Raw genomic sequence first — 13,093 nt, 5'->3', positions numbered from 1 at the left:
GGGTAGTTATAGATTTTTAGCATCATGTGTGGAGCTTAGGAGGATGATCAAGTGAATAGTAGTACAACAAAAGCAGGGAAATCAGTAATTTGCCTCCTTAAACATTATGGCGCAAGTCAATATTTTTTGGAGGGTACAATAATATCATATTTTTGTCACCTAAAATTTTCTTTTACAGAGATAGTCATAAAAAATACACGTAATACATTATTTTTATAGCGTCAAACCGAATAATTTGCAGGCATTTTGGGTAGTCAGAGCTGCGATCGCATCAGTGGTTTCTCCTCGTAGGCGGGCTACTTGTTCAGCCACGTAGCGAACATAGGCGGGTTCGTTACGTTTTTCACCCCGTTTTGGCACTGGTGCGAGAAAAGGACAGTCTGTTTCAATCAACAGGCGATCGCTTCTCACCATCGCAGCAGATTCTTGAATTTGTTTAGCGTTTTTAAAGGTGACAGTACCGCTAAAGCTGATATAAAAACCTAAATCTAGAAACCATTGAGTTTCTTCTGGCGTTCCCCCCCAGCAGTGCATTACACCTCGTACAGTCTCACCTTTGAGATTTTTCCATTTTTGCAGTACCTCCCTGACTTCTGCTGTAGCATTACGGCAGTGGATGATCACTGGTAAATTGAGTTCAGCCGCTAACCTCAGCTGTGCTTCAAACACCAGGTATTGCTGTTCGTAATTGTCAGCTTTGTAAAAATCTAGCCCCATTTCCCCAATTGCTACTACTTTCGGATCAGATAGAGCCAGAGATTTGATCTCATCTGCTGTTTGATTGTTCCATTTGTCTGCATCTAAAGGATGTAAACCTACTGCAAAGCTAAGTTCGGGAAACTGATGAGCTAAAGCCACAATACTAGAAAATTCATCTGGCTCGACACAGGAGTGGACTAAATGCACTACACCCGCTTCTTGCCATCGCGATCGTACTGTTTCTAAATCTGACTGGAAAACATCAAAGTTGATGTGAACGTGGGTATCTATTAGCTGCATTGTTTATTTATTTAGTCAACAGTCCATAGTCAAGAGTCTATAGTCAAAAGTTTAGTGACAATTGACTATTGACAATTGACTATTGACTATGATGCAGTTACTGCTGGTTGGGTGTGGGCTTTTAATCTTTGAGCTAGTCTAGATTTTTTTCTAGCTCCATTGTTGGGGTGGAGGACACCTCGCTTCACAGCTTTATCAATTTTGCTGTAAGCTTCCGACATCCGAGTTTGGACTTCTTCATTTGATTCAGGGGTTGGGTTTGCTGCATAGGTTTCTACCGCAGCAAAGTATTTCTTCATCAGCGTCTTGACAGCTGATTTATAAGATTTATTCCTTAAACGATTGCGCTCTGCGATTTTAGCGCGCTTGAGAGCAGACTTTGTATTCGCCACAGTCAGTTCCAGAAAGACTATAAATATGTACACACACTACTAGATTTACTAATATAGCATCCAAAATGCCAATGTTAAGATTTCTGAGAAAAAAGTCAGGTTTTTGTATTTGAGTCTACATATCTGGGGATTGGGGATCGGGGATTGGGGATCAGGCGTGAGTTATTTTTCCCTTGTCTCCCTTGTCTCCGATCACCTATCCCCATCTTCATAATTTGTCATCATCAAAAGCTATCTTTCTCTGCTAACAGTAATCACTCAGTAGGTCAAAATTATTTCTAAGAATATGGCTTTGAAAATAATCAAAAATTTTGATGGCAGTTTTACTCTTGAACCACACGCAAAAGAGAACCTGTATAAATTATTGACTAGTGAAGCATTTTTAAATCAAATTTGCCAAAACTTACAGTGTGAACAAGTAGAATTCACAGAATTGCTTTTTCAGCCAGTCCCTTACAGTACAACCACTCCTAAAGGAATGCCACCAGAGTTTGAACAATATCATGAGTCGGACGAGTACGTCATTATTAACGTTCCACCTAACTTCATGTTCACAGCCAAAATATTTCAACCTAGTCGCCTTTGTGCTGTTTATAAGAAATTAGGAATCAGAAACTAGGAACTGGGCGGGACAAAAATATCACTTACTAACCACAATTGTAATCTAAGGACGCAATCTTTGCATCCCTACTAACTACTACTCGTTACTGAGTACTAACTATTTATTATGACGACAGACACAAACATTCCTTCTTTAGCAAACTTAGAATATATCCCTTATATTGATGAAGCTGGTCAATTACCGGAATATTTACAAGGCAAAATCGGAGTCTACGCGATTTTTGACCAGCAAAAAATTCTGCAATTTGTGGGGTATTCTCGTGATGTTTATCTTAGCCTCAGACAACACATAGTCCGCCAGCCACAAAAATGTTATTGGGTGAAAGTCCAAACGATTGAACGCCCCAGCCGTGCAGTGTTAGAAAATATTGAAAAAGCTTGGATAGAAGAAAATGGCTCTGTACCTGCTGGTAATGCGGATGATAGAGAAAAATGGACACAGCCAATAGATGCTAAAGCAGTAATGACGGCTGAAGAACAGGCGAATTATGAAAATTCTATTGATGAAATCACGAAAATCAAAATTATTAAAAATATAGCGCGACGAGTCGAGGCGGAGATTTTGAAAGTTTTAGAAGGACGAGGTTTGCAAACCCAAGTGCGATTTAATCCCAAGTTGAAGGAAGAGGGGTTATTGGATTTGAAATAAATCTACTTTAATCTAAAGATAAATCTGCTTCTCAACTTGGTGTTTATTCTTCACTATGTAGGAACAGGTTGCGGTTCTGTATAATGTCCAAATATGGATGTTCTAAAAAAATGTTGGGTTGGAATAAGATATAAGGCTGTGTAAGGTCTGTGAGCTTACCGAGCTTTTGACAACGAAAGGTGGGATATTCTCAATGACAACACGTTTTACTGGCGGTTGTATGTGCGGAGCTATCCGCTACGAATGTTCAGCAGAACCCATTGGAATGGGAATTTGCCACTGTCGTGATTGCCAGCGAGCAACAGGCAGTGCATTTGCCGCCGCGCTGATTGTACCTCGCAGTGCTGTGACCATTCTCGGAGAAGTGAAATATTACGGTGTGACAGGTGATAGCGGCAACTTGGTCAGTCGTGGTTTCTGTCCCCACTGTGGCTCCCGCTTGTTTGGCACACCTGCAAATCCTGACATTATCAGTATTCAGGCAGGGAGTCTAGATGATCCAAGCTGGTTCAAGCCCCAGGCAGAAATTTACGTTGCCAGTGCTCAACCGTGGGATTATTTGAATCCAGATTTGCCCAAGTTTGCCAAGTTGCCGCCACCTAACAACTCTGTTGCAGCGGATTGAATCAAGCTGCTGCTGGGTTCAAAGTTATTTGCAGTTGATGAGAAGATTAGCTTACCTATTTGCCAGACAACTTGAGAAAATTTACACATCGCGTTAGTCTTCTTTAATCGTGACTGCACACTGTCAACTCAGGCGATGACAAATCAAACCTCCCCGCAAATCCCCTCTTGTACTTGGAATCGTCCCATTGGTTTAGGCTGGGATCAACCTTACACTGTTCGCTACGCTAGCAATATTGATGACGGGCCTTGGCACGGAATGCCTTTAGGTGGCTTTGGTGCAGGTTGTATCGGTCGTTCTTCGCGAGGAGATTTTAATTTCTGGCACATCGACGGTGGCGAACATGTGTTTCAAGTGATCGCCCCTTGTCAATTTAGTATATTTGAATCTGATGGTGCTGACTCCCAAGCCTACGCTTTATGTACACAGCCACCAGAGGATGGTAGTTTGGCTACGTGGGAGTGGTATCCAACAATTAAAAATGAAAAATCAAAAATTACTGGAACCTATCATGCCCTTTATCCGCGCAGTTGGTTCGTTTATGAAGGAGTATATAAAGCTCAGTTAACCTGTGAACAATTTTCTCCGATCTGGGCAAATAATTATCAAGAAACTAGCTACCCTGTAGCAGTGTTTGTCTGGACTGCACACAATCCAACTAACGCACCTATTACTTTAAGTATTATGCTCACTTGGCAAAATATGGTGGGCTGGTTTACTAATGCTTTGAAATCCCCAGAAGTACGGTTGCGGGATGATGGTAGTCCAGTTTACGAGTATCAGCCGCGTTTGGGCGAAAGTAAAGATAATTTTAATCAAGTAGTTGAAAATACTGAATATATTGGTTGTGTTCTAGGTCGTGTTGATATTAATGAACCTGTCCAAGAGGGAGAAGGACAGTGGTGCATCGCTACCCGCAAACATCCCAAACTAGAAATTTTTTACCATAACCGTTGGCAGCCTACAGGCAGTGGTGAGGATGTATGGCAAAGCTTTGCTCAAGATGGATCGTTACCAAATTATCTAGACCATTCCTCAGCAGTTGAAAATGAACAGATTGCAGCAGCCCTTGCTATACGTTTCACTTTGCTACCAGGGGAAACACTAGAGATTCCTTTTGTTCTCAGTTGGGATTTTCCAGTAACAGAATTTGCTGCTGGCATAAATTATCACCGCAGATATACAGATTTTTTTGGTACTCATGGTAGTAATGCCTGGGCGATCGCATCAATTGCACTACAACAATACCAAGCTTGGCAAGCGCAGATTCAAGCATGGCAACAACCCATTCTTGACCGTGCAGATTTGCCAGACTGGTTTAAGATGGCTTTATTTAATGAGCTTTACGATCTGACTGCTGGTGGTACTCTCTGGAGTGCGGCAAGTGAACGCGATCCTATCGGACAGTTTGCGGTGTTGGAGTGCCTAGACTACCGTTGGTATGAAAGTTTAGATGTGCGGCTTTATGGTTCTTTTGCTCTGTTGATGCTGTTTCCAGAATTGGAGAAGGCGGTAATACGTGCTTTTGCACGGGCGATTCCCATGAGCGATGCTAATACTCGTGTAATTGGTTACTATTATACTATTGGTGCAGAAAGTCCTTTTGCTGTCCGTAAAGTCGCAGGAGCAACACCTCATGATTTGGGCGCACCGAATGAACACGTTTGGGAGAAGACAAATTATACTAGCTACCAAGATTGCAACTTGTGGAAGGATTTAGGTTGCGACTTTGTTTTGCAGGTATACCGCGATTTTCTGTTTACTGGTGCTGTTGATATCAAATTTTTGGCAGATTGCTGGAATGCCATTGTAGAAACCCTCAACTATCTAAAAACTTTTGACATAGATAAAGACGGAATTCCGGAAAATTCTGGTGCGCCTGATCAAACTTTTGATGACTGGCGGCTACAGGGAGTCAGTGCCTATTGTGGTGGATTATGGTTAGCAGCGTTAGAAGCTGCGATCGCAATTTGTGATGTTTTGATAACAAATTGCAGAGATAGAGAAAGTACAGAAGAGATCAAAGAACAAAAATCTATTTACGAAACTTGGTTAACACAATCTCGCCCGATTTATGAAGAAAAACTCTGGAATGGGCAATATTATCGACTAGATAGCGAAAGTGGTTCGGATGTAGTGATGGCAGATCAATTGTGTGGACAATTCTACGCTAGACTGCTGGGATTACCTGATATTGTACAACGCGATCGCGCTTTATCTGCATTGCAAACTGTCTACAACGCTTGTTTCCTGAAGTTTCATCATGGTCAGTTTGGTGCTGCTAATGGTCTTCGTCCTGATGGTTCACCAGAAAACCCGAAAGCTACCCATCCCTTAGAAGTCTGGACGGGGATCAACTTTGGTTTAGCAGCTTTTATGGTGCAGATGGATATGAAAGACGAAGCTATGAAGTTGACAGAAGCTGTAGTTCGGCAAGTTTATGAAAATGGATTACAATTCCGCACCCCAGAAGCGATCACTGCTGTCGGTACTTTCCGTGCTAGTACCTATCTACGCGCAATGGCAATTTGGGGAATTTATTTAGTAGAGACGCGATTAATCGCGTCTGTACAATAGTCATTGGTCATTTGTCATTGGTCATTTGTCATTAGTGTTTATTTTCTCCCTTGTCCTCCTTGTCCCCCTTGTCCCTGATCCCTGATCTCCCGATCCCCATCTTTAATTTGATCATTAAGATAAAAAATCCGGTTTTTATCTTAATTGCTTGTAATGGACTAATATGAATTCTCAAAATAAATGCAACAAACCTATGGATGCATGACTACTTGCTCAGAAAACTATTTATTGCATTCTCCTGAAGAAATGGTAATACGATAGTTTTTCTGTCTTTTGTCACAGATCCAAGACATTAAGCTCTCAAGAAAAGTCAAGGGGGCAATTCATGGTAATAGTTCAGATCGTTCTGAATTTTGTTAACTCAGAACTAGAGTTGGTTGTTTACAACGTTGAATTTTGAGTTGTAGCCTTTGGAACAATGAAGACCGCGATGAGCAAATTTCTGTTGGTTACTCAAAAAATTCAAGAATAAAAAGATTTTTGTCTAAATCTTTTCTGGTAATTACACCCTTATCTTGAGACATTACTTGAGCAGATACTCGTTTATCTAAGTAGAAAACTAAAATTTCAAAGAATTCCGGACTTGTATCAAAGTGCTGGAAGACCCAAATCAAAAAGAAACAAAATGGTAAACACGGATTCAAAGCTTGGTAAAATTCTGGTAAATTGCCAAAAAATCTTGACTAAAATTATCAAAATTCTATAACAATGCCTCAAAACAGGTGGTTAATAACTAACAAAAAATTAAATAATGTTTTGTTAGTGAGAATTTTTTGACAAACTATCGTTCTTAAAAACAGACTGCAAAAACAAAGGAAAGTGATTAAGTGATCAAAAATACAAAAAATCGAGATTGGCGAAGGCTCAAACTGTCCTTATGAAGCCAAAGCTATTGAGTTTGACTTTATCAACGGGAATTCTATCAGCTTGCCCAAGCATCAGAGATTAAATCATGAACTCGTATTCGTCGTTACGGGGTCAGGGAGAGTATATTCATACCCATAATCGGTGCTTTTCCAATCCAAAGGAGACTATCCTCAAGCTTTTCAGGATAGCTACAGAAGATACAACCCTCGCATCCGACTTTACTCAAGTTTGGGTTTTGCGTGAGTTTCAATTAGGGGATAATTTGGCTAGTTGTGCGATCGCTAGACAAACAGAAAATCATGATGATTTTCTTTTCTTAGTTTGCCAAGGTCGAGTCCGGCTACTAGGATTTGATCCAAAGTTGGAACGAGAGGTATCTACTCAGTTGCTATTAGCACAGCAAACCTTTGGAGTAGATTACTTATTCCACTGTCAATCTCTACCTTATCGAGCAGTTGCAGCTAGTGATGGGTTGTTGGCATCTATACATGTAGATGAACTCAAACAATGGTTACAACAACTACCTAATTTAAAAAGCTACTTGCGAAAAATAACCTGCGATCGCCAAACTTTGATTTTTTTCAAACTTGCCACAGAATTAAGTTCGCATACTAGCCATTCTTTGCAACAGCTTTTACCATACCTGGAACAAACCAAAGTCAGTGCTGGCTCAACCCTTGTGCAAGCAACTCCCCCCTCAAAGGGACGCTTTTGGCTGATGTGTGGAAAAATTGTTAGTCCCACGCCAGAAGTTCAGCCACCACAAGTAGGAGAAGGCTGGGGATATCCCGATCTCACAATCCCAGGCTGGATTGCAAAAACAGATTTAATATTATACCACCTACCTCAAGAAATTGCACAAGAGGATCGGGGATTGGGGATTGGGGATAAGGGATCGGAGATCGGGGATCGGGGATCGGGGATTGGGGATAAGGGATCGGGGATTGGGGACAGGGGACAAGGGGGACAAGGGGGACAAGGGGACGCGGGGATACATAGACGCGGGGATACACGGAGACGGGAATACACGGACGCGGCAAGAGAACGGGAACAGGAGGAAGATCCAGATGGTGTTTCTGTTGCTGTGTCTTCTGAAAATACCCATGCAGAGATGAATTTTTGGCAACCGAGAAGCCAGCGTTGGTCAGTAAGTAAGCTGTGGCGTCGCTATCCTTTTATCCAACAGCAGAGTTCGTCTGATTGTGGTGCTGCGTGTTTGGCGATGATTAGCCTCTACTGGGGTAAGCGTTTTAGCCTGAACACGTTACGAAATCTCGCGCAGACAGACCGCATGGGTGCTTCTCTTTCGGCTTTGGCAGATGCAGCAGAAACCCTGGGTTATGATGCTTTACCAGTTAGGGCTTCTTTGAGTAAATTAGAGTTGCAGGCTAACCCTTGGATTGCTCATTGGCAAGGGATTCACTACGTAGTTGTTTGGCGAGTTAAAGGCGATCGCGTCTTGATTTGTGATCCAGCAATTGGTAAGCGATCGCTTCTGCGCGAAGAATTTGAAACTAACTGGACAGGATACGCCCTCATTTTATTTCCAACTAAACACTTAAACGCTCAAAAGCACAAAAAAGTTTCCTTGGGAGAATTTTGGCACGCTTTTTGGCATCACCGGGAATTACTTGGTCAAATCGTTCTAGCTTCAGTTCTGTTAACAGTGTTTGGTCTAGCTGCACCCCTGATTACTCAGGTTGTACTTGACCAAGTTCTGCCATATAAAAGTTCTCTGACCCTGAATATATTCACCTTTGGGTTTCTATTTTTTGGCATCTGGCGGATTATCGTCCAAGCAGTGCGTCAATATCTGCTGGACTATTTTTCCAACCGCATGGATTTGACGTTACTGGGTGGTTTTATCAGCTATACCCTGCGCTTACCATTGCAGTTTTTTGCTTCCCGTCAGCCAGGAGACATTATTACTCGGATTCAAGAAAACCGCAAAATTCAAGTATTTTTCACCAAACAAGCGGTTAGCACTACCCTAGATGCGCTGATGGTGGTTGTTTTCTTAGGATTAATGGCGTATTACAACTTACGCCTGACTCTGATTGTCTTGATTGTGATTCTACCGATTGTGATTGTGACTGCTGCAACTAGTCCACTTCTCAAAAATGCCTCACGAGAACTTTATCAAAAATCAGCAGTTCAATATTCCACAATCAGAGAAATTATTACTGGTGTCACCACTGTAAAAACAACTGCTGCTGAACGTCCTATGCGTTGGCGTTGGGAGGAAAGTTTTACCGACACCGTCCAAACAAGATTTCGGGGTCAAAAACTAGCTAATAATTTACAGCTAGCAACTAGTTTGATTAATCATCTGGGGATCACGTTTTTACTATGGTATGGGGCAACCTTGGTCATAGGCAACCAGATGTCAATTGGTCAATTTGTTGCTTTTAATATGCTCATTGGCAGTACGATCAATCCTGTTTTAGCACTGGTGAAGTTGTGGGATGAGTTGCAAGAAGTATTGATTTGTGCTGAACGTTTAGATGATGTTCTAACTACCCAACCAGAAGAACATACCCAAAAACCGCAAATGGTGTTACCTCAAGTTCAGGGTGATACCCAGTTTGAACGAGTTTGTTTTCGTTACAATGCCAATGCAGAACAGGATACCTTGCACAATATTTCCTTTGAGGTCAAAGCAGGGCAAACTGTAGGGATTGTTGGTACTCATGGTGCTGGTAAAAGTACCTTAGTTAATTTACTGGCTGGTTTATATCGTCCCAATAGCGGACGTATTTTAATTGATGGTCACAATATTGCTAATGTTTCTCCCCAGTCGTTGCGTAATCAATTAGGGGTAATACCGCAAGATATTTTTCTGTTTGCTGGCAGCATTTTAGAAAATATCACAATGTTTGATTCAGAGATTTCACCGGAGGAAGCGATCGCCACCGCGAAAGTTGCAGAAGCACACAGCTTTATCCAAGCACTACCTTTGGGTTACAACACCCGTGTCGGTGAGGGAGGAATGATTCTGAGTGGTGAACAACGCCAAAAGATTGCGATCGCCCGCGCCTTAGTCAAAAATCCACGTATTCTAATTCTAGATGAAGCTAATAGTTGCCTAGATAACGCCTTTAAACACCAATTTCCACAAAATCTCGCTCGCTTCCATCACTCCAGCAAGACTTCCATTCATCAAGCACGTACCATTTTCTTTGTTTCCAATCATCTTTCTACTATTCGCCATGCTGACCATATTTTGGTTTTAGACCGAGGTATCCTTATTGAACAGGGAAATCATCAAGAATTAATGACAACTCAGGGTCTTTATTACCATTTAGCTCAACAGCAATTGCATCTGTAATCGCACTTATATCAATTAGTTGTGGTGCAGAAAGGATGCAAATCATTTTTGAAGATACTTAGGAATATGAATTTCGACTCATTTTATTTGCAGTCGCGGCATTTCATAACTTCGTACAAGCGTTAACCGCTGCTTTTGCTATGTCAAAAAACTTTTTGTGATGATTTTACTTTCTAACACATATATTGTTTTAAGTTCCTTAAAAATCATACCATAAAAGTGTAAAATCCACAACTATTTATCAGAGTATTGTGCTTATTTTCAAGCAAAATTAACAAGATTTTCACCGGAAATTTGCAATAAAATGCTAATCTGGAAGTCTCACCAGATAAGCTTTTGGCTGGAAATGCGAACAATATTATCTAGCAACAAAAGTAAAAAACATTATCAATTTTCCGGTCACGTAAATCTGGATGACATCACACATGCGTATTTATATTTATCGAGAACTCATCAATAAACTACATAATGAATTTCCCGATAATTGAAAAAAAATACAAGCAACAAATTAATAGTAGGTGAGGGGCGAAACCCCTACTGTATTTAACACTAGTGGACAAAATCTGAGTTGTATAATAATTATTTAAATAGGAAAGCATATTAACTACATTGAACAAAAAAAATGAAAAATTGGCAGATGACATTCATGGGAAAAAATAGTATAAATACGAATGTTGCCCTTGAACATCAAGAATGAATATTGTTTCATTGCTCTTGTAGAAGAATAGCAGTGTCACTTAATAAACTTCTAATTTTTGGTGTAAATCACTACATAAAAAAGCCAGGGGAAAGTAATTAAATTAGGAGTAAGCCAAATATTTAAAAGGGCAAAACTGCATCTACTAAGAGCCGAACGGAGACTTATTTCATACCAATCAACAAAGATGACCCAAGGTAAATTTTGGCCTCAGTCATTGCCTTATCAAACCTAAAACTCATACATAGTCAGGTTTCCGATTTTAGGTCAGCTCATGAACAGAATCATCAGGTTAAATGCAGTCGAAGCCTCAAGCCAATCAGGATGTTTAGAAATTAATTTACAGGACGTGCATCCCTGTTACGCTTTAACTCCTGAAATGGCATCAATCTACGGGGGTAGTGTCGCTTCAGTAGAAGCGGTTTTATCAAAACTACCTACAAATATCCAAACCGCAAAAACCAAAACTTTCCAGACAGGAATTACAAGTACAAGTAATTACTCTAGAACTTTGCAAAAAGTATTAGAGCAGCAGCCTTCTATTGTTCCTCACCTAATTTTGTTAGGCGGTCTAGCTTTTTTTGCAACTGTATTCACTTGGGCTTGTACTGGAAAAATACAACAAGTCACTCAAGTTCAAGGAAAGTTTGCACTATCACAACAGCTTGCTCAACCTCAACCACCGCGAAAAGCTCTTTATGAACCTGTAGATGGGGTTGTGTCCTCTTTAAATAACCGTAGTACTGGTGAGGAAGTTAAACCCAAGCAAATCATCGCTGAAATTACTCGAACCGATGCATCTTCAGTTTTCTTGACTATACAACCCTCCCAAAAAACAGCCTTTGTTGATCAAGGAGACCTAGTAGAAATAAAACTCAAAGTTGACTCCCAGCGCCCAGAACTTGACAAGGCTGGTCAAAGCAATGGAAATCACAACATCCTCTCAGGAAGGGTTGTATCAGTCTCCAGCGATGCTCAAACAGATAAGAAATTAGATTGGGTTCATCGCTTAGAAATAGCCTTAGATGGCGATAATCCAACCATCAAACTCACGGATGGACAAGTAGTTACAGCCAAAATCATTCACAATCGCCGTGTTGCGGATCTGTTCCTTAGACCAATGAAGGAATTGCACAACAGCGAAAGCGATTTCTAAATTTTGATTGGGTCACTCTTCACTACAGCAACTAACAAACTTATTTACTTTATCTAGGACAACAGCACCATGAACCAAAACATATCTAGCGCTACTAGCAACTTTGAGAAAACTCTTAACCCAGAACAATTTGATCAGTTAGTTGAAGCGATTCTTGCAGGTAAGTATTCTTGGGCTTGTGTTTTAATACTGCGGTTTGCTGGCTACAATCCTTTGCATTACATTCCTTACCGTACCTACAACCGATTGATCAAAGAAAACTCACAACTCAAAAGAGTTAACCAACAGCGCAACGACAATCTCAAAATCGCTAAACTACCCTCTGAGAAAAAATCTGATAGCAATCCCTCACAAAGCTGCTTAAGCAAAATTAAGGATCTTGCCTATCTGGAGGTAGTTGGTAAGCAAAAAAGAGAAATTCGTGGTGGTCATCAAGATCAGTGGTTAGCAACTCAAGTTGAGGAATATCAATCAATGCAAGCGGAACTCAGACCAGAGAAGACTCAAGATTTATCATTCAAATACTGTGAAGCTAACTAAATTATCTCTTGAGTCGAGAAATTCAGAAATACACCTGGTTGAGTTTCATATCAGCTGCCATGCTAGTACCTTCACTACACAAAGTATACGGAGTTTGTAGTAAGTGGCTCTAGCCCTTAAAGTAGCGATCAAAGAGGACTAAAGTCCTCACTACCAACCTCCCATTACTAAGCAAAATTGATGTGACAGACCACTAGTTAGCAATCTATGCTATGGCAGGCTGATCAGTTATCAGATTTAAAATTATCTGGTGCTATTAAATTTATTTAGGTAGGAAAATACAAATTTGTAGTTGTTTTAATTCCCCAGTTTTACTTATGGGAATTCACTGATAACTGATAATTCATAACTCTTGAAAAGATTTAATATCTTTTCGTTGGAATCAGGCCACAGATGCAGATAGTAGGGGCGTATGACTATGTACCTCTACAAAATATAAAAGATCCCCGACTTATTCAAAAAGTCGGGGATCTTAACCACGTCTACTTTGAGAACTGTAGTTTTGTAGGTTGGGTGTAGCGACAGCGAAACCCAACATTATAGTCCAATACGGTTCAGTTAAGAAGAAATGTAGGTTGGGTTGAGTGCAAGCGAAACCCAACAAAGCCTTGATAATGTTGGGTTACTCTGCGATCAGCCGCG

Annotated in this window: 9 protein-coding genes; 7 read left to right on the top strand and 2 right to left on the bottom strand. The window is 40.7% G+C overall.

All coding sequences use genetic code 11. The features are described 5' to 3' along the window. Positions 1-213 precede the first annotated feature (213 nt). Entirely contained in the window at positions 214-999 is a 786-nt protein-coding gene (locus ACE1AT_RS17835; RefSeq protein ID WP_374870671.1) for a TatD family hydrolase, read from the bottom strand. Positions 1,000-1,085: 86 nt separating this feature from the next. Further along, entirely contained in the window at positions 1,086-1,391 is a 306-nt protein-coding gene (rpsT, locus tag ACE1AT_RS17830) for a 30S ribosomal protein S20 (protein WP_374870669.1), read from the bottom strand. Between the two features lie 286 nt (positions 1,392-1,677). Here rpsT and ACE1AT_RS17825 point away from each other — a divergent pair, with 286 nt between their 5' ends. From ACE1AT_RS17825 to ACE1AT_RS17795, 7 genes are all read left to right on the top strand, one after another. Beyond that, the gene (locus tag ACE1AT_RS17825; RefSeq protein ID WP_374870667.1) at positions 1,678-2,010 is read left to right on the top strand and encodes a hypothetical protein; all 333 of its coding nucleotides are present in this window, start codon (positions 1,678-1,680) and stop codon (positions 2,008-2,010) included. Positions 2,011-2,118: 108 nt separating this feature from the next. After that, positions 2,119-2,661, top strand: coding sequence for a GIY-YIG nuclease family protein (locus tag ACE1AT_RS17820; protein WP_374870665.1), 543 nt, complete (start codon positions 2,119-2,121; stop codon positions 2,659-2,661). Between the two features lie 193 nt (positions 2,662-2,854). Then, positions 2,855-3,286: a GFA family protein gene (locus ACE1AT_RS17815; RefSeq protein WP_374870663.1), complete on the top strand. Its 432-nt coding sequence runs from the start codon at positions 2,855-2,857 to the stop codon at positions 3,284-3,286. 135 nt (positions 3,287-3,421) lie between these two features. Continuing rightward, positions 3,422-5,863, top strand: a complete 2,442-nt coding sequence (locus ACE1AT_RS17810; protein ID WP_374870662.1) for a GH116 family glycosyl hydrolase — start codon at positions 3,422-3,424, stop codon at positions 5,861-5,863. A 952-nt stretch (positions 5,864-6,815) separates the two neighbouring features. Beyond that, the gene (locus tag ACE1AT_RS17805; protein ID WP_374870660.1) at positions 6,816-10,058 is read left to right on the top strand and encodes a cysteine peptidase family C39 domain-containing protein; all 3,243 of its coding nucleotides are present in this window, start codon (positions 6,816-6,818) and stop codon (positions 10,056-10,058) included. Positions 10,059-11,029: 971 nt separating this feature from the next. Continuing rightward, positions 11,030-11,911 (top strand): HlyD family secretion protein, encoded by an 882-nt coding sequence (locus ACE1AT_RS17800; RefSeq protein WP_374870658.1) that lies wholly within the window; start codon positions 11,030-11,032, stop codon positions 11,909-11,911. Between the two features lie 69 nt (positions 11,912-11,980). Further along, entirely contained in the window at positions 11,981-12,451 is a 471-nt protein-coding gene (locus ACE1AT_RS17795) for a HetP family heterocyst commitment protein (RefSeq protein ID WP_374870656.1), read from the top strand. The last annotated feature ends 642 nt before the right edge of the window (positions 12,452-13,093 follow it).

The sequence above is a fragment of the Pelatocladus sp. BLCC-F211 genome (assembly GCF_041928655.1).
Classification (GTDB): Bacteria; Cyanobacteriota; Cyanobacteriia; order Cyanobacteriales; family Nostocaceae; genus Pelatocladus.
The sequence above is the reverse complement of the archived record's forward strand: the minus strand, read 5'-3'. Positions and strand labels throughout refer to the sequence as shown.

Excerpts from the sequence above, each read along its gene's own strand:
- ACE1AT_RS17835 (WP_374870671.1), bottom strand. The coding sequence starts at position 999 with ATGCAGCTAATAGATACCCACGTTCACATCAACTTTGATGTTTTCCAG.
- ACE1AT_RS17825 (WP_374870667.1), top strand. The coding sequence starts at position 1,678 with ATGGCTTTGAAAATAATCAAAAATTTTGATGGCAGTTTTACTCTTGAA.
- ACE1AT_RS17820 (WP_374870665.1), top strand. The coding sequence starts at position 2,119 with ATGACGACAGACACAAACATTCCTTCTTTAGCAAACTTAGAATATATC.
- ACE1AT_RS17815 (WP_374870663.1), top strand. The coding sequence starts at position 2,855 with ATGACAACACGTTTTACTGGCGGTTGTATGTGCGGAGCTATCCGCTAC.
- ACE1AT_RS17810 (WP_374870662.1), top strand. The coding sequence starts at position 3,422 with ATGACAAATCAAACCTCCCCGCAAATCCCCTCTTGTACTTGGAATCGT.
- ACE1AT_RS17805 (WP_374870660.1), top strand. The coding sequence starts at position 6,816 with ATGAACTCGTATTCGTCGTTACGGGGTCAGGGAGAGTATATTCATACC.
- ACE1AT_RS17800 (WP_374870658.1), top strand. The coding sequence starts at position 11,030 with ATGAACAGAATCATCAGGTTAAATGCAGTCGAAGCCTCAAGCCAATCA.
- ACE1AT_RS17795 (WP_374870656.1), top strand. The coding sequence starts at position 11,981 with ATGAACCAAAACATATCTAGCGCTACTAGCAACTTTGAGAAAACTCTT.